At 72.4% G+C, this 22818-nt stretch carries 21 protein-coding genes; 13 read left to right on the forward strand and 8 right to left on the reverse strand.

Annotated features, from left to right (window positions below; all coding sequences use genetic code 11):
• The first annotated feature begins 4 nt into the window (after nucleotides 1–4).
• The 5 genes from ACFWPS_RS37065 to ACFWPS_RS37085 are packed head-to-tail and all read left to right on the forward strand — an operon-like array spanning nucleotide 5 to nucleotide 4227.
• Nucleotides 5–1354: an L-fuconate dehydratase gene (locus tag ACFWPS_RS37065; protein WP_383713658.1), complete on the forward strand. Its 1350-nt coding sequence runs from the start codon at nucleotides 5–7 to the stop codon at nucleotides 1352–1354.
• Nucleotides 1351–2106 carry an SDR family NAD(P)-dependent oxidoreductase gene (locus tag ACFWPS_RS37070; RefSeq protein ID WP_383713660.1) on the forward strand — a complete coding sequence of 252 codons (756 nt, stop codon included), beginning with the start codon at nucleotides 1351–1353 and terminating at the stop codon, nucleotides 2104–2106. The genes ACFWPS_RS37065 and ACFWPS_RS37070 overlap by 4 nt, the downstream gene beginning before the upstream one ends.
• Nucleotides 2103–3089: an aldo/keto reductase gene (locus tag ACFWPS_RS37075; RefSeq protein WP_383713663.1), complete on the forward strand. Its 987-nt coding sequence runs from the start codon at nucleotides 2103–2105 to the stop codon at nucleotides 3087–3089. The genes ACFWPS_RS37070 and ACFWPS_RS37075 overlap by 4 nt, the downstream gene beginning before the upstream one ends.
• Nucleotides 3086–3400, forward strand: coding sequence for an L-rhamnose mutarotase (locus ACFWPS_RS37080; RefSeq protein ID WP_383713665.1), 315 nt, complete (start codon nucleotides 3086–3088; stop codon nucleotides 3398–3400). Before ACFWPS_RS37075 ends, ACFWPS_RS37080 begins: the two co-directional genes overlap by 4 nt.
• Nucleotides 3397–4227 carry an amidohydrolase family protein gene (locus ACFWPS_RS37085; protein WP_383713668.1) on the forward strand — a complete coding sequence of 277 codons (831 nt, stop codon included), beginning with the start codon at nucleotides 3397–3399 and terminating at the stop codon, nucleotides 4225–4227. Before ACFWPS_RS37080 ends, ACFWPS_RS37085 begins: the two co-directional genes overlap by 4 nt.
• On the opposite strand, the gene ACFWPS_RS37090 is transcribed toward ACFWPS_RS37085, so the two are convergent.
• The gene (locus ACFWPS_RS37090; RefSeq protein ID WP_383713670.1) at nucleotides 4215–5636 is read right to left on the reverse strand and encodes a lipase maturation factor family protein; all 1422 of its coding nucleotides are present in this window, start codon (nucleotides 5634–5636) and stop codon (nucleotides 4215–4217) included. The two genes, ACFWPS_RS37085 and ACFWPS_RS37090, sit on opposite strands and share 13 nt — an antisense overlap.
• A gap of 157 nt (nucleotides 5637–5793) precedes the next feature.
• On the opposite strand from ACFWPS_RS37090, the gene ACFWPS_RS37095 reads away from it, so the two are divergent.
• Together ACFWPS_RS37095 and ACFWPS_RS37100 are read left to right on the forward strand one after the other, a co-directional pair.
• The gene (locus ACFWPS_RS37095; protein WP_383713673.1) at nucleotides 5794–7902 is read left to right on the forward strand and encodes a SpoIIE family protein phosphatase; all 2109 of its coding nucleotides are present in this window, start codon (nucleotides 5794–5796) and stop codon (nucleotides 7900–7902) included.
• A gap of 131 nt (nucleotides 7903–8033) precedes the next feature.
• A complete protein-coding gene (locus ACFWPS_RS37100; RefSeq protein WP_383713675.1) occupies nucleotides 8034–8897 on the forward strand; it encodes an Fpg/Nei family DNA glycosylase in 864 nt (287 codons plus the stop codon).
• A 7-nt stretch (nucleotides 8898–8904) separates the two neighbouring features.
• Here the strand turns inward: ACFWPS_RS37100 and ACFWPS_RS37105 are convergent, their stop codons facing one another.
• The 3 genes from ACFWPS_RS37105 to ACFWPS_RS37115 all read right to left on the reverse strand — a co-directional run bounded on the left by ACFWPS_RS37105 (nucleotide 8905) and on the right by ACFWPS_RS37115 (nucleotide 10921).
• Complete coding sequence (locus ACFWPS_RS37105; protein WP_383713678.1) at nucleotides 8905–9561, reverse strand: zf-HC2 domain-containing protein; 657 nt, start codon at nucleotides 9559–9561, stop codon at nucleotides 8905–8907.
• Between the two features lie 149 nt (nucleotides 9562–9710).
• A complete protein-coding gene (locus ACFWPS_RS37110; protein WP_383713681.1) occupies nucleotides 9711–10226 on the reverse strand; it encodes a hypothetical protein in 516 nt (171 codons plus the stop codon).
• A 146-nt stretch (nucleotides 10227–10372) separates the two neighbouring features.
• Nucleotides 10373–10921, reverse strand: a complete 549-nt coding sequence (locus ACFWPS_RS37115) for a sigma-70 family RNA polymerase sigma factor (protein WP_383713684.1) — start codon at nucleotides 10919–10921, stop codon at nucleotides 10373–10375.
• A gap of 221 nt (nucleotides 10922–11142) precedes the next feature.
• Here ACFWPS_RS37115 and ACFWPS_RS37120 point away from each other — a divergent pair, with 221 nt between their 5' ends.
• Nucleotides 11143–12294 (forward strand): CapA family protein, encoded by a 1152-nt coding sequence (locus ACFWPS_RS37120; protein ID WP_383713686.1) that lies wholly within the window; start codon nucleotides 11143–11145, stop codon nucleotides 12292–12294.
• 17 nt (nucleotides 12295–12311) lie between these two features.
• Here ACFWPS_RS37120 and ACFWPS_RS37125 read toward each other — a convergent pair whose 3' ends face one another.
• Nucleotides 12312–12785 (reverse strand): MarR family winged helix-turn-helix transcriptional regulator, encoded by a 474-nt coding sequence (locus ACFWPS_RS37125; RefSeq protein WP_383713689.1) that lies wholly within the window; start codon nucleotides 12783–12785, stop codon nucleotides 12312–12314.
• Between the two features lie 98 nt (nucleotides 12786–12883).
• Between ACFWPS_RS37125 and ACFWPS_RS37130 the strand changes: the two genes are divergently transcribed.
• The gene (locus tag ACFWPS_RS37130; RefSeq protein ID WP_383713692.1) at nucleotides 12884–13699 is read left to right on the forward strand and encodes an alpha/beta fold hydrolase; all 816 of its coding nucleotides are present in this window, start codon (nucleotides 12884–12886) and stop codon (nucleotides 13697–13699) included.
• Here ACFWPS_RS37130 and ACFWPS_RS37135 read toward each other — a convergent pair.
• Nucleotides 13696–14691 carry a LysR family transcriptional regulator gene (locus tag ACFWPS_RS37135; RefSeq protein ID WP_383713739.1) on the reverse strand — a complete coding sequence of 332 codons (996 nt, stop codon included), beginning with the start codon at nucleotides 14689–14691 and terminating at the stop codon, nucleotides 13696–13698. The genes ACFWPS_RS37130 and ACFWPS_RS37135 overlap by 4 nt on opposite strands.
• Before the next feature lie 102 nt (nucleotides 14692–14793).
• On the opposite strand from ACFWPS_RS37135, the gene ACFWPS_RS37140 reads away from it, so the two are divergent.
• Complete coding sequence (locus ACFWPS_RS37140; RefSeq protein WP_383713695.1) at nucleotides 14794–16041, forward strand: MFS transporter; 1248 nt, start codon at nucleotides 14794–14796, stop codon at nucleotides 16039–16041.
• On the opposite strand, the gene ACFWPS_RS37145 is transcribed toward ACFWPS_RS37140, so the two are convergent.
• Nucleotides 15977–16432: a universal stress protein gene (locus ACFWPS_RS37145; RefSeq protein WP_383713697.1), complete on the reverse strand. Its 456-nt coding sequence runs from the start codon at nucleotides 16430–16432 to the stop codon at nucleotides 15977–15979. The two genes, ACFWPS_RS37140 and ACFWPS_RS37145, sit on opposite strands and share 65 nt — an antisense overlap.
• 265 nt (nucleotides 16433–16697) lie before the next feature.
• Here ACFWPS_RS37145 and lysX point away from each other — a divergent pair, with 265 nt between their 5' ends.
• Together lysX and ACFWPS_RS37155 are read left to right on the forward strand one after the other, a co-directional pair.
• On the forward strand, nucleotides 16698–19970 hold the full coding sequence (gene lysX / locus ACFWPS_RS37150) for a bifunctional lysylphosphatidylglycerol synthetase/lysine--tRNA ligase LysX (RefSeq protein WP_383713700.1): 3273 nt from the start codon (nucleotides 16698–16700) through the stop codon (nucleotides 19968–19970).
• A gap of 116 nt (nucleotides 19971–20086) precedes the next feature.
• Nucleotides 20087–20920 (forward strand): polysaccharide deacetylase family protein, encoded by an 834-nt coding sequence (locus tag ACFWPS_RS37155; protein WP_383713702.1) that lies wholly within the window; start codon nucleotides 20087–20089, stop codon nucleotides 20918–20920.
• A 28-nt stretch (nucleotides 20921–20948) separates the two neighbouring features.
• Here ACFWPS_RS37155 and ACFWPS_RS37160 read toward each other — a convergent pair whose 3' ends face one another.
• On the reverse strand, nucleotides 20949–21623 hold the full coding sequence (locus ACFWPS_RS37160; protein ID WP_383713705.1) for a class F sortase: 675 nt from the start codon (nucleotides 21621–21623) through the stop codon (nucleotides 20949–20951).
• Between the two features lie 335 nt (nucleotides 21624–21958).
• Here ACFWPS_RS37160 and ACFWPS_RS37165 point away from each other — a divergent pair, with 335 nt between their 5' ends.
• The gene (locus ACFWPS_RS37165) at nucleotides 21959–22792 is read left to right on the forward strand and encodes a hypothetical protein (protein ID WP_383713708.1); all 834 of its coding nucleotides are present in this window, start codon (nucleotides 21959–21961) and stop codon (nucleotides 22790–22792) included.
• Nucleotides 22793–22818 lie beyond the last annotated feature (26 nt).

The raw sequence follows: 22818 nt of genomic DNA on the forward strand, positions 1-22818 counted from the left end.
ATCCGTGTCCCCGAGCCCCGGCCCCTCCAGTCGCGTCACCGCGCTCGAAACCTACGACATCCGCTTCCCCACCTCGCGCGAGCTCGACGGCTCCGACGCGATGAACCCGGACCCCGACTACTCGGCGGCCTATGTCGTGCTGCGCACGGACGCGGGCGACGGCCACGAGGGGCACGGGTTCACGTTCACCATCGGGCGGGGCAACGACGTCCAGGTCGCCGCGATCGACGCGCTGCGGAACCATGTGCTCGGCCGCCCGGTGGACGAGATCTGCGACGACCCCGGATCCCTCTACCAGGACCTGATCGGCGACAGCCAGCTGCGCTGGCTCGGCCCCGAGAAAGGCGTGATGCACATGGCGATCGGGGCGGTGGTCAACGCCGTCTGGGACCTCGCGGCCCGCCGCGCCGGAAAGCCGCTGTGGCAGCTGCTCGCCGACGCCGAACCCGAGTGGATCGTCCGCCAGATCGACTTCCGCTACCTGACCGACGCCCTCACCCCCGAGGAGGCCCTCGCCATCCTGCGCCGGGGCCGGGAAGGTGCCGAGGAGCGCCGGGCCCGCCTCCTTGAGCGCGGCTTCCCCGCCTACACCACCTCGGCCGGCTGGCTCGGCTACGACGACGAGAAGCTCACCCGGCTCGCCGCCCAGGCGGTCGCCGACGGCTTCAGGCAGATCAAGCTGAAGGTGGGCGCCGACATCGAGGACGACATCCGGCGCTGCCGGGTCGCCCGCCGGGTCGTCGGCCCGGACATCCGGATGGCCGTCGACGCCAACCAGCGCTGGAACGTCGACGAGGCCATCCGCTGGACCAAGGCCCTCACCGAGTTCGACCCGTACTGGATCGAGGAGCCCACCAGCCCCGACGACATCCTCGGCCACGCGGCGATCCGCCGGGCGGTCGCCCCGGTCAAGGTCGCCACCGGCGAACACGTCCAGAACCGGATCGTCTTCAAGCAGTTGCTCCAGGCCGGCGCCCTCGACATCGTCCAGATCGACGCGGCCCGGGTCGCCGGCGTCAACGAGAACCTCGCCATCCTGCTGCTCGCGGCCAAGTTCGGCGTCCCGGTCTGCCCGCACGCGGGCGGTGTCGGGCTGTGCGAACTCGTCCAGCATCTCTCGATGTTCGACTACCTGGCCGTCTCCGGCACCACCGAGGACCGGGTCATCGAGTACGTCGATCATCTGCACGACCACTTCCTCGATCCGGTGGTGATCCGCGATGGTCACTACACGGCACCCACCGCACCGGGTTTCTCGGCCGCCATGCGACCGGAGTCCGTCGCGGAGTACACCTATCCGGGCGGCACCTTCTGGGCCGCCGATCCGGAAACGCAGAAGGGACAGGCGGCATGACCGACTTCGAGGGGCTGAAGGCCCTGGTCACCGGAGGGGCCTCCGGGATCGGCAGGGCCACGGCCGACCTCCTCGCCGAGCGCGGCGCCCAGGTCGCCGTCCTCGACCTCGACCCGTCCTCCGTCGAGAAGCCGCTGCTCGGCTTCCGGGCCGACGTCACCGACGACGCCTCGGTGCGGACGGCCGTGGAGAGCGCCGTCGAGGCCCTCGGCGGCCTCGACGTGCTCGTCAACAACGCCGGCATCGGCGCCCAGGGCACGGTCGAGGACAACGACGACGACGAATGGCGCCGCGTCTTCGACGTCAACGTCCTCGGCATGGTCCGCGCCGCCCGCGCCGCCCTGCCGCACCTGCGCCGCTCGGAGCACGCGGCGATCGTCAACACCTGCTCCATCGCCGCCACCGCGGGCCTGCCGCAGCGCGCCCTCTACAGCGCCACCAAGGGCGCCGTGTACTCCCTCACCCTGGCCATGGCCGCCGACCACGTCCGCGAGGGCGTCCGGGTCAACTGCGTCAACCCCGGTACGGCGGACACCCCGTGGATCGGCCGGCTGCTCGACAAGGCGTCCGACCCGGCCGCCGAACGTGCCGCCCTGGAGGCCCGCCAGCCCGCCGGCCGCCTGGTCTCGGCCGCCGAGGTCGCCGGTGCCATCGCCTACCTGGCGAGCCCGCTGTCCGGCGCCACCACCGGTACCTCCCTCGCCGTCGACGGCGGCATGCAGGGCCTCAGGCTGCGGCCGGTGGGCCAGTGAACGCCCTCGGCCGCAGCGGCGTCCGGGTCAGCCCGCTGGGCCTCGGCGCCGCCGTGATCGGCAACCTCTACACCGAGCTCCCCGACCAGCAGGCGTACGAGACCGTCACCGCCGCCTGGCAGCAGGGCATCCGCTACTTCGACACCGCCCCGCACTACGGCCTCGGGCTGTCCGAGCGGCGGCTGGGTGAAGCCCTGCGGGACTACGACCGGGACGCGTACACCCTCTCCACCAAGGTCGGCCGCCGCCTGGAGCCGGGGCCCGGCGACGGCGACGACCTCGCCAACGGCTTCGCCGTGCCCGACACCCTGCGCCGGGTCTGGGACTTCTCCGACGACGGTATCCGCCGCACCCTGGAGGCCAGCCTGGAGCGGCTCGGCCTCGACCGAGTCGACGTCGTCTACCTGCACGACCCCGACGAGCACGCCGAACAGGCCTTCCGCGAGGGCTACCCGGCGCTGGAGAAACTCCGCGCCGAGGGGGTCGTGGGCGCGATCGGCGCCGGCATGAACCAGACGGCCATGCTCACCCGGTTCGTGCGCGACACCGACGTCGACGTGGTGCTGTGCGCAGGCCGCTACACCCTCCTCGACCAGAGCGCTCTCGCCGACCTCCTCCCGGCCGCCGAGGAACGCGGCACCTCGGTGGTGATCGGCGGCGCCTTCAACTCCGGCCTGCTGGCCGACCCGAAGCCCGACGCCACCTACAACTACGCGCAGGTGTCGGGCGAGTTGCTGTCCCGCGCCCTGCGTCTCAAGGAACTCGCGGAACAGCACGGCACCACCCTGCGCGCCGCCGCCCTCGCCTTCTGCGCGGCCCACCCGGCCGTGGCGAGCGTCCTGGTCGGCGCCCGCTCGGCGGCCGAGATCGCGGACGGGGCGGAGCAGTTCGCCACGCATGTCCCCGCCGCCTTCTGGCAGGAGCTGCACGCCACCGGCCTGCTGCCCGCTGACGCCCCCGTACCCGGGGCGGACCAGTCATGAGAGTGGCCCTGCACACCAAGGTCCGCGCGGACCGCGTCGCCGAGTACGAGGCCGCCCACCGTGAGGTCCCCGCCGAACTCACCGACGCCATCCGGGCCGCCGGCGCCACCTCCTGGACCATCTGGCGCAGCGGCACCGACCTCTTCCACGTCCTGGACTGCGCCGACTACGGCCGCCTCCTCGCCGAGTTGGAGAAACTCCCGGTCAACGTGGCCTGGCAGGCCAGGATGGCCGAGCTTCTCGACGTCGTCCACGACTACTCCGAGGCGGGCTCGGAGGCCGGCCTGCCCGTCGTATGGGAGCTGCCATGACGATCGACGCCCACCACCACGTCTGGGACCTCTCGGTACGTGACCAGGACTGGATCGCCGGCCCCGAACTCCAGCCGCTGAGAAGGAACTTCACCGTCGAGGACCTCGAACCGCAGGCGGCGGCGGCCGGGGTCACCCGCACGGTCCTCGTCCAGACGGTCACCGTCCCCGAGGAGACCCCCGAGTTCCTCGTCCTCGCCGACACCCACGACCTGGTCGCCGGAGTCGTCGGCTGGACCGACCTCACCCGCCCCGACGTCGCCGAGGAACTCGCCCGCCTGAGCGAACTCCCCGGCGGCTCCTACCTGAAGGGCATCCGCCACCAGGTCCAGGGCGAACCCGACCCGGAGTGGCTGCTGCGCCCGGACGTCGGCCGGGGGCTGACCGCGCTCGCGGACGCGGGCCTGGTCTACGACCTCATCGTCCAGCCCCACCAGCTCCCGGCCGCCGTCAAGGCCGCCGAGACCCACCCTGGGCTCACCTTCGTCCTGGACCACCTGGGCAAGCCCCCCATCGCCGCCGGCGCCCGGGAACCCTGGGGCTCCGCCGTCCGCGCCCTCGCCGCCCTCCCCAACACCGTCTGCAAGCTCTCCGGCATGGTCACCGAGGCCGACCCCGCCGCCTGGACCGTCGACGACCTGCGCCCGTACGCCGAGACGGTCCTGGACGCCTTCGGCCCGGACCGCCTGATGTTCGGCTCGGACTGGCCGGTGTGCGTCCTGGCCGGGACCTACGGCGAAGTCTTCGACGCGGCAACCCGGTTGATCACCCCGGCCGACCGCACCGCCGTCTTCGAGACCACCGCCGCCCGCGTCTACCGCCTCTGAGCGGCCCTCGCCAGTCGCGTCGGCGGCAGGAACTCCCGTACGTACGTCCGCTCCCAGCACGCGCCCGTCTCCCGAAGCTCCCGCCAACCGGTGTAGCGGTAGCGGAAGAGGCGGGCGCGGACGAAGCGCGGGGGTTCGTCGGGCGGGAAGGGGGAGCGGCGCAGCAGCCGCAGCGTGTCGCGGTCGTTCTCCAGGAGGCGTTCCACCAGGCCGCCGAACCAGTCGCCGGCGTACGCGGGGGAGAGGGCGGCGAACCACATCAGCCAGTCCAGGCGAAGATGGTAGGGCGCGAACTGGCGCGGCCAGTGCCGGGGATCGCCCGGCTTGCCCTTGAACTCGTACTCCCGCCAGTCCGAGTCCTCGCGCGGGGTGCCGTCCAGCGTGCCCTCGACCACCACCTCGTAGCGCACCCGGCTGACGCTGCCGAAGGCGCCGTAGGTGTTGACCAGGTGGAGCGGGTCGAAGGAGCGGTTCATGACCTGGCGGCGGGAGACCATGTTCAGCACCGGGTGGTAGCTCAGGTAGAGGAGCAGCGCGGCCACGGCGAGGACGACCACCTCGTACCAGAGCGGGGTGGGCGGCGCGGTGGTGTGGTCCGTGGGCAGCCGGAGGGCCGACAGGGCCAGCACGATGGCGATCCAGTTCAGCCAGGAGAAGTTGCCGGAGGCCACCAGCCAGAGCTGGGTGAGGATCATCAGGGACGCGGCCGCCGTCGCGACCGGCTGCGGGGTGAACAGCAGGACGGGGACCAGCAGCTGGGTGACGTGGTTCGCGGCCACCTCCGCCTTGTGCACCGGCCCCGGCAGGTGGTGGAAGAACCAGCTCAGCGGGCCCGGCATCGGCTGGGTCTCGTGGTGGTAGTGGAGACAGGTCAGCTTGCGCCAGCAGGCGTCCCCGCGCATCTTGATCAGACCGGCCCCGAACTCCACCCGGAACAGGATCCAGCGCAGCAGGAAGAGCACGACGACCGGCGGGGCCACCTCGTCGTTGCCCAGGAACACGGCCAGGAAGCCGGTCTCCAGGAGCAGCGACTCCCAGCCGAACGCGTACCAGGTCTGGCCGACGTTCACGACGGACAGATACAGCGCCCAGGGGATCAGCCACAGCACCATCCCGGCCCACAGCGGGAGTTCGGAGTCCGCTCCCGCCAGCAGCGCCGCCGACACCGCGCAGCCCGCCCAGGCGCAGCCCGCGAAGAACCGGTCCGAGTAGTGCAGATGGAAGAGGCTCGGCGCCCGCCGGAAGGGGACCCGGGCGACGTACCGCGGGATCGGCAGCATCCCGCGCTCGCCCAGCAGAGCCCGGAACTGCAGCGCCGCCGCCAGGAACGCGACGAGGTACACGCCGGCCAGAGCCCGCTGGAAGACCAGCCGGCTCAACCAGTACCCGGGTGCGGTGAACCAGTCCACGGCCGTGCGCTCCTGCCTCTCTCCATTGTGCGGCCCCCGGATCGGAGGGCGCCTGTCACCCTGTGTACCGCGCCTCCCCGCTTGCGTAACCCGAGCGAGTGAAGCAGACAATAGGGGAGGAATTGCCCATATGGGGTTCCCCTGGCATGGTGGCCCCATGGCTGATCGGGGAGCGAGGGCTCCGTCACTCCCGGACGACTGGCCCGCCCACCCGGACCACCTGATCCTGGCGCTCAACCGCATGGGCACCTTCGACTGGGACCTCGATGCCGGCCTGTTCCACCTGGACGCCCAGGCGTACGAGGTGTTCGACCTGACCCCCGAGGAGTACGACGGCCGCCCCGAGACCCTCGCCGCCCGGGTGCCCCCGGCGGAGTCCAGCAGGCTGGACGCGGTGGTCTCCCAGGCCATCAAGGACGGCAGCGAGAACTACGGGACGTACTTCCGCATCCGGCGCCGCGACGGCACCCCGCGCTGGACCCACACCCAGGGCTACATCCGGCGCGACGAGACGGGCCGCCCGCGCCGGGTCGTCGGGATCGTCCGGGACGCCACCCAGGAGCTGGAGGACAGCGAGGCGCGCAACCTGCGGGACGCCCAGGGGCAGGCGCTGCGCCGGCAGACCGGCGTCGTCCAGGCGGTCACCGCGGCGCTCGCGCACGCCAGCAGCGTCCAGGAGGTCATCGACGTCCTCAAGGACACCCACGGCATCCCCAACCTGGGCGCGACCAGCCTGGTGATGGGCCTGGTCGAGGCCGGGCGGATCCGGCTGGTCGCCGAGGGGCCGGCCGGCAGCTTCGTGCCCGGCACCCGGATCACCCGGATAGAGGAGCCCTACCCGATGGGCGAGGTGGTGCGGACCCTCAGCCCGTGCTTCATCGAGTCGCCGGAGGAGTTCGCCGAGGGCTACCCGATACTGTGGCCGCACATCACCGACCTGCACATCACCTCGGCCGCCTACCTGCCGCCGATCGCCCAGGCCCGCCCGATCGGCGCCATGGGCCTGCTCTACAACGACCGGCACGGCTTCTCCAGCGAGGAGCGGGCCGTCCTGGTCGCCCTCGGCAGCAGCATCGCGCAGAGCCTGCAGCGGGCCATGCTCTTCGAGCAGGAGAAGGACCTCGCGCAGGGCCTCCAGCAGGCGATGCTGCCGCGCACCATCCCCAGCGTGCGCGGGGCCGACGTCGCCGTCCGCTACCGCTCGGCGAGCGCCGGCGGCTCCCTGGGCCGGGACATCGGCGGTGACTGGTACGACCTGATCCCGCTGCCCGGCGGCCGGGTCGGCGCGGTCATCGGCGACGTCCAGGGCCACGACACGCACGCGGCGGCCGTCATGGGCCAGCTGCGCATCGTGCTGCGCGCCTACGCCGCCGAGGGCCACGCCCCGGCCACCGTGATGGCCCGCGCCTCCGTCTTCCTCGACGAGCTCGACACCGACCGCTTCGCCACCTGCCTGTACGCCGAGGCCGACCTGGCCACCGGTGTCGTCCAGGTGGTCCGCGCCGGGCACATCGACCCGCTGGTCCGCTCCGCCGACGGCGGCGGCTGCCGCCGGGTCCCCGTCGAGGGCGGGCTGCCCCTCGGTCTGTCCGCCGAGTTCCAGAGCCTGGAGTACCCGGTGTGCACCCTGGAGCTCGACCCCGGCGAGACGCTGCTGCTGTGCACCGACGGGCTCGTCGAACAGCCCGGCGCCGACCTCGGGGACGGCATGCGGGCCCTGGCCGAGCAGGTCGCCGAGGGGCCCGAGGACGTGCGGGACCTCGCCGACCTGCTGATCGAGATCGCCGACGAGCGGGGCGGTGACGACGACGTGGCCCTGCTCCTGCTGCGCCGCCGCGGCTCCGACACCGCACAGGCCGTCGGCCGCCTCCAGCAGCACGTGGCCTCCGGCGACCCCGAGGCGCTCGCCCTGGCCCGGCACATGGTCCGCGCGGCCGTCCGCGCCTGGGGCGCCGGGGACCGCGCCGACGAGATCGAGCTGGTCGCCGACGAGCTGATCACCAACGCGCTGATGCACACCGAGGGCTCCGCGATCGTCACCCTCAGGGTCCTCGGCGGCGGCGACCGCCGGCTCCGCGTCGAGGTCGAGGACTCCTCCAGCGCCCTGCCGCGCCGCCGCGAGGCGGGCGAGGACGGGGTGTCCGGGCGGGGGCTGCTGCTCGTCGACGAGATCGCCGACGTGTGGGGCGTGGAGGCGCGCGGCGGCGGCAAGGCGGTGTGGTGCGAGTTCCGGATGCCGGAGAAGGACGACGGCAGCGCCCCGTAAGGGGCGCGGGGCCGGGACATGTGCGGCTCCGCCGCGTGGGCGCGACCAGCCCCCACGGCGCCGCCGCCGTAAGACGACCCGATGCGGCACTTCCGGCGGAGCGTAGGCGCAGCGGATGGCACTCTGGACGCATGCCCGAACTGCCCGAGGTCGAAGCGCTCAGGGACTTCCTGACCGAGAACCTGGTCGGCCGCGAGGTCGTGCGTGTCCTGCCGGTCGCCATCAGTGTCCTGAAGACGTACGACCCGCCGGTCGGCGCCTTCGAGGGCAGCGAGGTCGTCGCCGTGCACCGGCACGGCAAGTTCCTGGACCTCGAGGGTGACCGCGGACTTCGGTTCGTCACCCACCTGGCCCGCGCGGGCTGGCTCCAGTGGAAGGACCGGCTGCCGGACGGGCTGCCCCGCCCTGGGAAAGGCCCGCTGGCCCTGCGGGCGGCCCTGGAGACCGGTGCGGGCTTCGACCTCACGGAGGCCGGCACCCAGAAGAAGCTGGCCGTGTACATCGTCCGGGACCCGCAGGACGTCCCCGGTATCGCCCGGCTCGGCCCCGATCCGCTCGCCGCGGACTTCGACGAGGCCCGCCTGGCGGCCCTGCTGGGGGACGAGCGACGGCAGCTGAAGGGCGCCCTGCGCGACCAGAGCCTGATCGCCGGGGTGGGCAACGCCTACAGCGACGAGATCCTGCACGCGGCGAAGATGTCCCCGTTCAAGCTGGCCGCGTCCCTGACACCCGAGGAGACGCACCGGCTGTACGAGGCGCTGCGCACCACCCTCACCGAGGCGGTGGAGCGCTCCCACGGCCTGGCGGCGGGGCGGCTCAAGGCCGAGAAGAAGAGCGGGCTGCGCGTCCACGGCCGGACCGGCGAGCCCTGCCCGGTCTGCGGCGACACCATCCGTGAGGTCTCCTTCAGCGACTCCTCGCTGCAGTACTGCCCGACCTGCCAGACCGGCGGCAAGCCGCTCGCGGACCGCCGGATGTCCCGGCTGCTCAGGTAGCCGGCGCTCACTTGGGGTCCAGGGTCACCAGGCGCTGTCCGTCCGCGTCGCGCACCTCGTAGCGGTCGATCTCGTCCGGGTGCATCGAGGAGCCGCCCGTCATGGTGCTCACCCGGTCGTCGTGGTCCCGCTCCGCCCAGGTGGTCACGATCTGCTCGGAGCCGTCGTCGCCGACGGCGACCAGACGGCAGGAGCGCGGCCCGTCCGGGTCCTTCACCTCCAGCTCGATCGTGCTGCCCGAGTCCGTGTCCTGCGACTTCACCTGTGCCCAGATGCCGGACTGCGCGTCGGTGGCCGCGGTGACCTGCACGGCCGGGGCGGCGTCGTGGCCGACGTAGGTCGCGATGCCGGGGCCGGCGACCGCGAACACCACCGAGGCGGCGAGGCCGTACAGCAGCTTGCGGCGCTTGGCCCGGTGCCGGGTCGCGACCTCGGCGAGCAGCCGGTCGAGGAGCCGGGGGCCGGGCTGGGCCATGGGATGCACGAAGCGCGGCGTGGCCCGGCGGTACAGCATCAACTGCCGTGCCGCGGGGCCGAACTCGGTCACGTGTGCCGTACAGCTGGGGCACTCCATGAGATGGTCCTCGAAGCGGAAGGCCTCCGCCTCGTCCAGCACGCCGAGCGCGTACGCGCCGACGTCGCGATGCCTTTCCAGGGACCTCATGCCGAATCCTCGTGCCGATGGGTGCGGGTGGGGGTTACTCGTTGTTCCTTGCTCCCACCCGTACGCAGTCGGCAGCCGTTTCACTCAAGCCACGTACAGAATCGTAATCAACGGATTCGGAGCGGCCGGGCCCGCGGATTGGTCCTGAATCAAAAAAGATGGATGGCGAGGTGTCCGAGGGGCAGACCGAGCCGCCAGGCGGCCGTCCACACCTTCGGTCCGTCGTCCTCGCCGAACACCGAACCGCCGCCCGGCACCGCGTCCAGGTCGGGCGCGAGCAGCTCGGTCTCCTCCAGCCAGCGCCAGGCGGCGGCGGCCAGATCCAGGTCCGGTGACGGCCCGCCCGACTCGGCCGCCTCGGCGGTCACTACAGCCATACGTTCCCCGACCCAGTCCTGCCACGGCTGGTCGTACGCCGTCAGCGAAAGCCAGGTCTCCAACTGGGACACGACCCGGATGCCCGACAGTTCGCCGTCCGTGTCGGAGAGGAAGATGGTCAGCGCCAGCGCGTCACGGCCGGCCCGGAACTCGAAGGATGTCGGTGGCATGAGATCGCCGGTGCGCAGCAGTTCGTCGGCGATGTACTCGGCGTACAACCAGGCCATCGGGACCGCCAGTTCCCCGCTTCCGGCCCCGTCCGTGCTCTCTTGACCTCTGTGCAGCATCCCGTCCTGCCTTCCTCCGGTGCGCGCGCGTGGCCCCGACCCAGGGTCCGTCCCTCTCCCGGTGCGGAACACGGATGAAGACAGCTGATTGCCCAAACATGGTCCTCAGCAAGGCGCTTTACCGAGGTTTGACCTGGCTTACGGTTTCATCGCAGGTCGGGTGCATAACCGGGCAGAACCCGGCGCAGAGCGCGCAGCGCGTAGTAAGCGCGCGACTTCACGGTACCGGGTGGAATCCCGAGGGTCTCGGCGGCTTCCGCAACACTCGCCCCTTGGAAATACACCAGCACCAGGACTTCACGGTGTTCCGGGGTGAGAGTCTTCACAGCCTCCCGGACGTCGAGCGCCGCGGCGGCGCGTTCGGCGTGGTCGCCGATGGCCCGGGTGTTCTCCAGGACGGCGTCGTGCACCTCGGCGGGCCGTGCCTGCCGGGCCCGCCGCGCGTCGATGGCGAGCCGCCGGCCGACGGTCAGCAGCCAGGGCAGCACGGAGTCGAAGGCGTCGGCGCGCAGCGCCTCGGGGTGCTGCCAGGCGCGTACGAGGGTCTCCTGGACGAGGTCCTCGGCCCGCTGCCGGTCCCCGTCGCTGAGCCGCAGCAGCAGCGCGAAGAGCGGTCGGCCGTGGTCGCGCTGGAGTGCGACGAGCTCGTGCTCGGCGGTCGTCGTCCCGTGGGGAAGGGTGGTTCCGGCCGTCATGGCCGTATGGCATCGCAGGGTCCGGCCGGGGGACAGGGGGTGCACAGGGATGTGCGGCGGACGGTCGATCGCGTCGGCGAACGGTGCGACGAACGGTCCGTCACACCCCTTACCCGACCCGGATGGGTCAATCGGGGCGCCTGAGTTGTTTGCGGCCGCCCTCACCTTCGTACCCATTGATCTGTAAATCGGACAAGGCTTGCGACTCTGGGGTGCTCCTGATGATCAATCGCAGACGCCAGGCGGCCCTGGCCCTGACCGCCCTTCTCGCCGCCGCAGCCGCCTGTCAGAACCATGTGCGGGAGGAGCGTGCCGTCCCGCCCGGCCACCCGGCACCGGCGGTGCCCGCCACCGGCGGCTTCACCCTCGTCGCCGGCGGCGACGTCATGCCGCAGAAGTCCGCGGTGGACCACGCGAACTTCGACGCCGGCGGCAACGGCTACGACTTCCGCCCGATGCTCGCCGGCGTCGAACCCATTGTCTCCCGAGCCGATCTGGCGCTCTGTCACCTGGCGGCCGTCACCGGCGCGGACGGCGCCCACGCCGGCCCCACCACCCCGCCGCAGCTCGCCGAGGCCCTCGCCGCCACCGGCTACGACGGCTGCTCCACCGCCTCGGACCGCGCCCTCGACGACGGCGCCGCGGGCATCCAGCGCACCCTCGACGCGCTGGACCGGGTGGGCCTGCGGCACTCCGGCACCGCCCGCACCGATGCCGAGGCCGGCACCCTCACCCTGATGAACGCGGGCCGGGCCCGGGTCGCCCAGCTCTCCTACACCTACGACGTCAACGGCAACTCGCTGCCACCCGGCCAGCCCTGGGCGGTCGGCCTCCTCGACGAGAACCGCGTCCTCGCCGACGCCCGCGCCGCCCGGCAGGCCGGCGCCGACGTGGTCGTCGTCTCCGTGCACTGGGGCACCGAGGGGACCGACGCCCCCGACCAGCAGCAGCTCACCCTCGCCAAGCGGCTCACCGCCGCGCGCACCGGCGGCCGCCCCGACATCGACCTGCTCCTCGGCACCCACGCGCACATCCCGCAGGCGTACGAGAAGGTCAACGGCACCTGGGTGGTCTACGGCCTCGGCGACCAGATGGCCGGCGAGATGTACAACAGCCAGGGCCGGCAGGACCCGCGCGGCAACGAGTCCACCCTCGCCCGCTTCACCTTCACCCCGCCCACCCGCCCGGGCGGCCGCTGGGAGGTGGCCAAGGCCGAGTTCATCCCGCAGCTCTACGACCTCGACGCGGGCCGGGTCGTCGACCTCGACGCGGCCATCGGCCAGGGTGCCGACTTCACCGCCACCCGCGACGCCATCCGGGACGTCGTGCTCAGCCGCGGGGCCGCCAAGGACGGGTTGGTCATGGGGGAGTAGCGGTGGTCACGCGGCGGTCACTCCACGTCGACGTGGTCGAACGTCACCAGCAGCTGCTTCAGCACCCGTACGCACGCCGTGATCTCGGCGTCGGTCAGGTCGCCGCCGACCTGCCGGTTCAGGGCGTGCTCGCGGGCGAGGACCGCGGTGATGGTCGCCCGGCCCTGGTCCGTCAGCCGGATCAGCGAGGAGCGCTGGTGCGCCGGGTTGGGGGTGACCTCGGCCCAGCCGCGGGCCACCGCGTCGTTCACCATGCGCTGCACGAACTGTCTGCTCAGCGCCATGATCCGGCCCATCTGGGGGACCGTCATGGGCTCGTACCGGCGCAGCAGGTCCAGCACCGAGCGCACTCCGACCGAGGCCCCCTCGACCTGCTCGCCCTGTTCGATCTTGCGGAAGGCGCGCCGGTAGAGCGGGCCGATCAGATCGAACACCTCGGTGATGCGCTCGCCCAGCTCGTCGGGGGCGAGGGGCTTGTCGATGTCGTTCACCCGGCCATCATGCACCGCGCCGTCATGGCAACCGAGGTGTCAAAGGCTTCATGACAACCAGGTTGTCAAAGTCTCCCGAAGGTGACACCTTGGTTGTCATGAATGGTGCTGCGGACGTCCGCTTCTTCCCGTCCTCCGACGGCGACCTCGCCTACCTCGACACCGGCTCCGGCGACCCGGTGGTCCTGCTCCACTCCGGGTACGTAGACCACCGCTTCTGGCATGCGCAGATTCCCGCACTCGCCGCCGAATTCCGGGTGATCGCCCCGGACGTGCGAGGCCACGGCTCCTCCGCCAACGCGAGCAGGCCATTCCGCTGGGCCGATGATCTGGCGGAGCTGCTGCGCCATCTGGACGCGGGGCCCGCCGTCCTCGTCGGCCTGTCCATGGGCGGGGTGATCGCCACCGACACGGCGCTGGAACACCCCGAGCTGGCCCGCGCGGTGGTCACCTGCGGTGCGGCGACCGGCGACTTCCGGTACACCGACAGCTGGCACAAGGGACTCCAGTCCGAGTACGCCCGCACCCTCGGCGCCGGCGACATCGAGGGCTGGCTCGACGCCTTCCTGCGGGGCGTGGCCGGCGAGCGCCGTGCTGTCGCCGACCTCGACCCGGACATCCCGCGCCGACTGCGGGAGATGGCCCTGCGCACGATCTCCAAGCACACCCCCGGCGAGCCGGACTGGCATGTCCCGGTGACCGACTCCTGGCCCCGGGTACCCAAGATCGACATGCCGGTCCTCACGATCAACGGCAGCTGGGAACCCGCGGACCTGCTCACCGCCGCCGAACGCCTCGCCCGCGAGGTCCGAAACGGCCGCGCGGAGGTCGTCGAAGGGGTCGGCCACTATCCGAACCTGGAGAAGCCGGAGGAGTTCAACGCCCTCCTGCTCGGCTTCCTCCGTGGCCTCTAACGTCCGGCCGGCTGGGGCCCCTCGCTGACCTCGGTCTCCTTGAAGGGGCGGAAGGCGCCACGCACGGTCTCGGCCCAGCCCGGCGTCCAGGTGCGGGCGGCGGTGTGCGGCGGGCGGGTGTCGGCGAGATGGGTGCGCAGGGCGGTGAGCGCCGGGTGCGGGTTGGCGGCGGCCCACAGCAGGGAGTGCGGGTAGAGGGGGGTCGGGTCGAGCAGCGGGATCCGGCGCAGGTCGTGGCCGTCCGGCCAGGTCAGCCGGGTCTGCTCGCTGACCAGGGTCGCCAGGGTGTCGGAGCCCGCGAGCGCGTCCTGCAACGCCCCGCTGAAGTTGGGGCCGGAGGAGTCGACGGCGAGCCCGAACTCGGCGGCGAGGGAGGCGTAGTACGCGGCCCACTCGGTGCCGTCCACGATCCCCGGGATCCAGATCCGGTGCCCGGCCAGCTCCCCGGGGGTGACCGAGGTCCGGCCGGCCAGGGCGTGCCCCGGGCCGGTGAGCAGCTGGACCGGCTCGTCGTACACCCGGGCGGCCTCGACACCTCTGGGCAGCGGCCGGCCGGGCATGGCGACGGCCCGGAAGGACGCGTCGACCGCCCCGGAGCGCAGCGCGGTCAGCGCCGAGTCCACGTCGAAAAGGGTGACGACGTCCAGCGGAAGGTCCGGGTGCGCCTCGTGGAAGCCGCGCAGCAGCGCCGCCGGGGCGAGCCGGGCGCCGACCACGTCGACCCGCAGGGGACGTCGGCCGCGCCGTACGGAGGCGGCCGCCCGTTCCTCGGCCAGCAGCAGTTCGCGGGCGTGCGGCAGGAAGGTCCGGCCGTCGGCGGTCGGCTCGGCGCCCCGGGCGGTCCGGGTGAACAGCCGCACCCCCAGCTCCTTCTCCAGCGCCGCGACCCGCTTCGACACGGCCTGCTGGGTAACCGCAAGCACGGCCGCGGCCTCCTGGAACTGCCCGGATTCGGCCACGGTGACGAAGGTGCGCACGGCGGTGAGGTCCACGTCCACACCGTACAACCGGTGGTTGTGGCAGCGGGCCCGGAAGTTGTTTGATTCGGCGGCCACCTGCACGTTTTCATGTCCCGGGTCAACGGGAGGTTGTGCATGGATCGGCGGTTCGGGTGGCTGTGGGCCGCGTACTCGGTGAGTGCGCTCGGTACCTACCTCGCCTTCGACGCGTTCTCGGTGATCGCCGTCATCGCGCTGCACGCCGGGTCGGCCGAGGTGGCGCTGCTCGCCGCGAGCGGGCCGGCCGTGGGCGCGGTGGCGGCGGTCCCGCTCGGGCCGTGGGTGGAGTTCCGGCGCAAGCGGCCGGTGATGATGGCCATGGACCTGATCAGGTTCGCCGCACTGCTCACCGTCCCCGCCGCCTACGCGCTCGGCGCCCTGAGCCTCGGCCAGCTGCTGCTGGTCTCGGTGGTCGTCGCGGCCGCCGACATCACCTTCGGCGCGGCCTCCGGCGCCTTCCTGAAGTCCCTCGTCCCGGCCGACCGGCTGCTCACCGCGAACGCCCGCTTCGAGTCCACCAACTGGACCGCGCTGGTCCTCGGCCCGCCCCTCGGCGGCGCCGCGATCGGCCTGTTCGGCCCGGTGACCACGGTCGCGGCGAACGCGGCCAGCTTCCTGCTGTCGGCCCTGGGCATCCGGGCCGTGGGCGGTGGCGAGCCCCGCCCCGCGCCCAGGGACACGCAGCGCCTGCGCGCCGGCGACCTCCTCGACGGCTGGCGGTACATCCTCGCCAGCCCGGCCCTTCGGCCCCTCTTCTTCAACAGCCTCGCGGGCAACGCCCTGATCATGGTCGCCGTGCCGCCACTGGCCGTCCTGATGCTCGGCACGCTCGGCTTCGCCCCCTGGCAGTACGGCCTCGCCTTCGCCGCGCCCTGCCTGGGCGGCCTCGTCGGCGCCCGGCTGGCCCGGCCGCTGGTCGCCCGGTACGGGCAGTGGCGGGTGCTGCGCGCCGCGAGCGCCCTGCGCGCCGTCTGGCCCCTCGGGCTGGCCTTCGTCGGGCCCGGGCTGCCCGGACTGCTGCTGGTGATGGTCCTGGAGCTCGGCGTGATCACCTGCTCGGCCGTCTACAGCCCGGTGTACGCCACCCGCCGCCTGGAGCACACCCCCGACGACCGGGTCGCCCGCACCCTGTCCGCCTGGTCGATCACCGGCAAGGCCACCACGGCCGCCATGACCGCCCTGTGGGGCCTGCTGGCGAGCCTCACCGGCCCGCGCACCGCGATCGCCGCGGCCGGGATCCTGCTCCTGGCGACCCCGCTGCTGCTCCTGCGGGCACCCGCTACGGCACGACCGTCACCGGCCACCGTCCCGCCTTCACCAGACGGATCGCGACCGAGCCGATGAACCGGTGGCCGGCCTGCTCGGAGGCGCCCACCACGACCGCGTCGGCCTTCAGCTCGTCGGCCGCCTTCACCAGTCCGCCGTAGGCGTCGCCGCGGAAGGTGTGGAACTCCCAGCGCACCTCGAATATCCCCTTGAGCCGCTCGGCCGCGTCCCGGATCTGCGTGACCAGGTCCTCCGCGATCTCGTCGGTGGTCTCCGCCACCGGTGCCCCGAGCACCGCCCCGGCCGCCAGGACCGGCTGGACGTACACGACGGCCAGCAGCGCGTGCTGCCGCCGGGCCAGACCGGCGGCATAGGAGGTCGCGCGCCACGAGGAGTCCGAGCCGTCCATGCCGACCACGATGACCTTGGGGCCGTCCGTGCCCCGCTCGAACTGGTGTTGATCCGCCACGCTCCGAGGCTATCGGAATACACAGGTCCGGTGGGTGTCCGGGGCGGCCCGCCGTACGGATGCGGGCCGGTGGGGGCTGGTCGCGCCCACGCGGCGGAGCCGCACATTGATACAGCCCCGCGCCCCTATAAGCAGGGGGCTGCACGGCGACCCGTCAGGGGCGCGGGGAACTGCGCGGGCAACCACCCACAACCCGCAGCCGCCCGCCGGCCGGTCCGAGGTCGCTCGACGGGCGGGCCCGGCGGGCCCTTCCTACAGTCGGACCATGAGTGCCGCCGTGGAGCCCGCCACGGGCAGGGAGCCGGCGGGCCCGATACGCCCGCCCGGCGACGGGCGGCTGACCTGGGTGCCGGAGGCCTTCGGGACGTTCTTCGGCACCCTCGCCCTGCTGTGCGCCCTGCTCTCCTTCGTCGCCCCGCTGCGCGTGCTGCTCCACCCGGTCGTGCACTTCGTCGACGCCGTCGTGGTGCCCGTCAGCCCCAACCTGGCCTACGCGGTCTTCCTGTTCCTGCTGGGCGGCGCCACCGCCGCCCGCAAGAAGGTCGCCTGGTGGCTGGTGGTGATCTACCTCGGCCTGCTGGTGCTGGCGGACGTCCTGACCGTCGTCTTCGGCTTCGACTGGTACTCGTTCAGCTCACTGGTGGTCTGCGGACTCGCCCTCGCCCTGCTGATCGTTGCCCGCCGGGAGTTCTACGCCGCCTCCCGAAGGGCCGCCGTACGCCGGGCCCTCGGCGTCCTGCTGATCGGGCTGGTGGTGGCGATCCTGGCCGGCTGGGGCCTGGTCTCGCTCTTCCCCGGCTCGCTCCCGCACGGCCAGCACCTGGCCTGGGCGGCCGACCGGGTCTGCGGCGGCCTGGTCTCCGTCGGCAGCTACGGCGGCCGCCCGCCCCGCTTCGTCGCCTTCCTGCTCGGCCTCTTCGGCGCCCTCGCCCTGCTCAACGCCGCCGCCACCCTGTTCCGTTCACAGCGCCTGGAGGCGGCCCTGCACGGCGACGAGGAGGCCCGCATCCGCGCCCTCCTCAAGGCCTACGGCGAGCGGGACTCCCTCGGCTACTTCGCCACCCGGCGCGACAAGGCCGTCGTCTTCTCGCCCAGCGGCAAGGCCGCCGTCACCTACCGGGTCGAGGCCGGCGTCTGCCTGGCCAGCGGGGATCCCGTCGGCGACCCCGAGGCCTGGCCGCACGCCATCGCCGCCTGGCTGGACGTGGCCCGCCGGCACGCCTGGGCGCCCGCGGTGATGGGAGCCTCCGAGGACGGCGCCAAGGCCTACGTCCGCGCCGGCCTCGGCGCCCTCCAGCTCGGTGACGAGGCGATCCTGCACGTCGCCGGCTTCGACCTGGGCGGCCGCGAGATGCGGGTCACCCGGCAGGCCGTCAACCGGGTCCGGCGCACCGGCGCCAGCTGCCGCATCCACCGGCACGCCACCCTCACCGAGACGGAGATGGAGGAGGTCGTCGACAGGGCCGACGCCTGGCGCGACACCGAGACCGAGCGCGGCTTCTCCATGGCCCTGGACCGGCTCGGCGACCCCGCCGACGGCGACTGCCTGCTCGTCGAGGCCATGGCCGAGGACGGCAGACTGCTCGCCCTGCTCTCCTTCGTGCCCTGGGGCGCCGACGGCGTCTCCCTCGACCTGATGCGCCGGGACCGCACCGCCCCCAACGGGGTCATGGAGTTCATGGTCGCCGACCTGTGCGCGGCCGCCCCCAAACTCGGCGTGCACCGCATCTCGCTGAACTTCGCCGTCTTCCGCTCGGTCTTCGAGGAGGGCGCCCGCATCGGCGCCGGACCGGTACTGCGGCTGTGGCGCCGGCTGCTGCTGTTCTTCTCCCGCTGGTGGCAGCTGGAGGCCCTGTACCGCTCCAACGCCAAGTACCGCCCCGAGTGGTACCCGCGCTTCCTCTGCTACGGCGACGCCGGCTCCCTGGCCCGGATCGGCCTCGCCTCCGGAATCGCCGAAGGCTTCGTCCCCGTACCGTCCCTGCGCAAACTCTGGGGAAAAGGGCACCCGCAGACCGGACCGCGGCCCGTCGAGGCGCCGCCGTCCGCGCCGGTGCCCGGTGTCGAAGGAGGGGACGAGACCGGGCCCGGCGCACCGGACGCCGGCCTGCCGGACCAGTTCCGGGTCCGGCGCCGCAAGCTGGACCGGCTGCGCGCGACGGGCGTCGACCCCTACCCGGTGGCCACCGGCCGGCCGACGCGGGCCCTCGCCGACGTGCGCGACGGCGAGACGGCCACCGTCGCCGGGCGGATCATGCTGGTCCGCGACTTCGGCGGCATCGTCTTCGTGACGCTGCGCGACTGGTCCGGGGACCGCCAACTCGCCCTCACCCGCGACGGGTCGGGACCCGCCCTCGACCGCTTCACCGCCGACACCGACATCGGCGACCAGATCACCGCCACCGGCCGGGCGGGCGTCAGCGGCACGGGCGAACCGACCCTCTTCGTCACCGACTGGCAGCTCACCGCCAAGTGCCTGCGCCCGCTGCCCGACAAGCACCGCGGCCTCGCCGACCCCGAGGCCAGGGTCCGCCGCCGCTACCTCGACCTCGCCACCAGCCCCGCCGCCCGCGCCGTGGTCCGCACCCGCTCCACCGCCGTACAGGCGCTGCGCCAGGGTCTCCTGGACCGTGGCTACCTGGAGGTCGAGACCCCGATGCTCCAGCAGATCCACGGCGGCGCCAACGCCCGCCCCTTCACCACCCACATCAACGCCTACGACCTCGACCTCCACCTGCGCATCGCCCCCGAGCTCTATCTGAAGCGGCTCTGCGTCGGCGGTCTGGAGAGGGTCTTCGAACTCGGCCGGACCTTCCGCAACGAGGGCGTCTCCCACAAGCACAACCCCGAGTTCACGATGCTGGAGGCCTACCAGGCGTACGCCGACTACGACGTGATGCTCGACCTCGCCCGCGAACTGATCCAGGGCGCCGCGACCGCCGCCCTCGGCGCCTCGGTGGCCCGCAGGGACGGGCAGGAGTACGACATCTCGGGTACCTGGCCGGTCAGGACCGTGTACGGGGCGATCTCCGACGTACTGGGGGAGGAGATCGGCCCCGGCACTGAACTGCTGCGGCTGCACCGGCACTGCGACCGCGTCGGGGTGCCGTACACCGCCGACGACGGGCCCGCCGACGTGGTGTTGGAGATGTACGAGCGCCTGGTGGAGGAGCGGACCCAGCTGCCCACCTTCTACAAGGACTTCCCGACCGACGTCTCCCCGCTCACCCGGCAGCACCGCACCGACCCGCGGCTCGCCGAGCGCTGGGACCTGGTGGCCTTCGGCACCGAACTCGGCACCGCCTACTCCGAGCTGACCGACCCCCTCGAACAGCGCCGCCGGCTCACCGCCCAGTCGCTGCGCGCCGCCGGCGGCGACCCCGAGGCGATGGAGCTCGACGAGGACTTCCTCGACGCCCTCGAATACGCGATGCCGCCCACCGGCGGGCTCGGCATCGGCGTCGACCGGCTGGTCATGTTCCTCACCGGCCTGACCATCCGCGAGACGCTTCCCTTCCCGCTGGTCCGCCGCCGTTGATGTTTTTTGATCTTTTCTTACCGAAACCTCCCTCTGCTGGTCCGTGCGGGTGCTTTCCCGCCGCCGCACCGGTGTCGAAGTGGTGCGCCGGACCCCCGCCGGGCGACTGATGACTCATGCAGAAGGATCAGTTGTTCACCCGACGCCGGCTGCTGCTCGCCGGCGGCGCCGCTCTGGGAGCCGCGGGTACCGCGGGAATCGTGCTGGCGAGCAGCTCCGAGGAGGCGGCGGGCGGAGTCGCCCCGGCCGCGGGGGCACAGGCCCGCCCGGCGCTCAAGTCCTCCGCCTTCCGGCTCCAGCCGCTCACCGGATACGGCCCGCCGCCCACCGGGCCGGGCAGGCTCAAGGTCCGCAAGGAACCCATCACGGAGATCTCCCGCAGCGGCAGACGCATGATGCTCACCTTCGACGACGGCCCCAACCCGAACTACACCCCGCACATCCTGGACACTCTCGCCAAGTACGACGTGCGGGCGATGTTCTTCCTGTGCGGGGAGTGCATCGTGGTGAACCGGGAACTGGTCGCGCGGATGGCCGAGGAGGGGCATGTGGTGGGCAACCACACCTGGACACATCCGCTGCTGACCACCCTCGACCGCAGTGAGATCCGCGACGAGATGACGAGCACCAGCGACGCCATCGAGGACACCTACGGCGAACGCCCGCAGTGGTTCCGCGCGCCCTACGGCGCCTGGAACCGTGCGGCCTTCCAACTTGGCGCCGAGATGGGCATGGAGCCGATGGCCTGGACCGTGGACAGCACCGACTGGACCGTGCCGGGCACCCAGACCATCGTCGACACGATCGAGAACGGCGCCGCCCCCGGTGTCGTGGTCCTCTCCCACGACGCCGGGGGCGACCGCTCGCAGAGCGTCCAGGCCCTGCGCGAGTACCTGCCCTATCTGCTGGACAACGGCTACCACCTGACCGTGCCGCGCCGCCGCATGTGAACGGGCCCGCGCCCGCCCGGTGGTGGCCTCAGCGGGCCTCGACCAGGCGGGCGAAGACCACGACGTTCCCGTCGTAGCCGTTCTGCTTCGAGAAACCGCCGCCGCAGGTGATGACCCGCAACTCCGGTGTGCCCTTGGAACCGTAGACCCGGTCGCCCGGGAAACCGGCCTTCGCGAAGACCTCGATTCCGTAGATCTCGAACACGGCCGTCCTGCCGTCCTGGCGGTCGACCTCGATCCGGTTTCCCTTCTTGAGGGAACCGAGTCCGTAGAAGACCGCCGGGCCCTTCGTGTTGTCGACATGGCCCACGACGACGGACGTGCCGTTCTCCCCGGGCGAGACACCCCCGGTGAACCACCCGGCCAGATTCGGGTCCTCCGGCGGCGGTGCCGCGACCCAGCCGTCCGTGTCCAGACCCACCGGCATCACCGGTGCGTCGACCCGGATCGCCGGGATCCTGATCCGGTCCGCCGTGGCGAACGGCAGCGGGGCGGGCGCCGTGGCGAAGGTGCCCGGGACCGTGCTACGGCTGTCCGGGGCGGCGGCCGAGGCCGGCTGCGGCGGACCGACGTCGAACTCTCCCGAACCGTTCCGAATGAGTGCCAGACCGGTCAGCAGAACGAGCGCTATCACGCCCCAGGGGGCACGCTTCCGCCGCCGCTCCTCCTCTTCCGCCACCTCGGAAAGTTCGGACGCAGACATTCGCCATCCCCTCTCGCCGCGGCCGCCTTCAGATCCGTATCGCGCATGGGAAAAAGCTAAGTCCCCCACGCGCGTGCGGCGACGGGGCGACGAGCGAACGGGTGGCCCGCGGGTATTCCGGTGAGCCATCCGAGTTGCCGTTCTCAGGTTTTTTCTGACAGTCCGTGACCTGCGGCAATATCCGATTGTGCGCTTTTCGCTCGGCGTGTCCCCTCACCAGGACGGACCATTCTCGAAATGCGGGCGTGTTCAGGGCATCTGAGGGTCTATTCGGGAGGTGCTTTCTCGCCGATCCACCGGGGACCGTTCCCGGGGCGCCTTCCGCGGAGGAAGAGATGCGAAACTCACGTGCGCTGGCGGCCGCGTGCACTGTGGTCGCCGTTCTCGGCGCCGCCGCCCCCGTGGCCGTCGCCGACGGCCTGGGCAACCCCGGCGGCCCGCCCAACACCCAGGCCCCGGTCGTCGGTGGGACGGGCGTCGCCCCCGGGACCGGAGTCGGTGGTGTCGGCGCTGTCGGTGGTGTCGGTGGTGTCGGGGTCGCCCCTGGTGTCGCCGGTGTCGGTGTCGTGCCTGGAGTCGCGGTTCCCGGAGTGGGCGTCCCCGGGTTCGGCGTCGGCGGGTTCGGCGGTGACGGGCGTTTCAACAACGGCTCCGGTGGACGGGGCGGTGACGGGCGTTTCAACAACGACTTCGGAGGTCGGGGCGGGGAGGGGCGCTTCGACGACTTCGACGGCAGGGGTGACGGGCGCTTCGACAACTTCGACGGCCGGGGCGACGGCGCGCGTGACATCGTCGCCCAGCCCCGGTCGATCGCCACCGGCCAGCGGCTCACCGTCACCGTCAACAACTGCCGCAGCGGCGTCATGACCTCCCGCGCCTTCCGTACGACACCGCTGTTCCCGTTCGGCGGCGACATGGCGCGCGGTGTCGCCACCATCGAACGGAACGCCAGCCCGGGCCCCTACGACCTGACCGTCCGCTGCGACGGGCGCACCCTGCTCCGGCCGGCCGCGTTCTTCGTGCTCGGCGGGGTACGCGGCGGACTCGGCGGCAGTGTCTCCACCGGGGCCACCCCGACCGACATGGCGATCGGCGGCGGCCTGGTGGGCGCGGCCGTTCTCGCCGGCTGCGGGTTCTGGGTGCGCCGCCGGAGCGAGAAGCGGATCTGAGCCGACGGGCCCGTTCCCCGGTCCCT

The sequence above is a fragment of the Streptomyces sp. NPDC058457 genome (assembly GCF_042720695.1).
Taxonomy (GTDB): domain Bacteria; phylum Actinomycetota; class Actinomycetes; order Streptomycetales; family Streptomycetaceae; genus Streptomyces.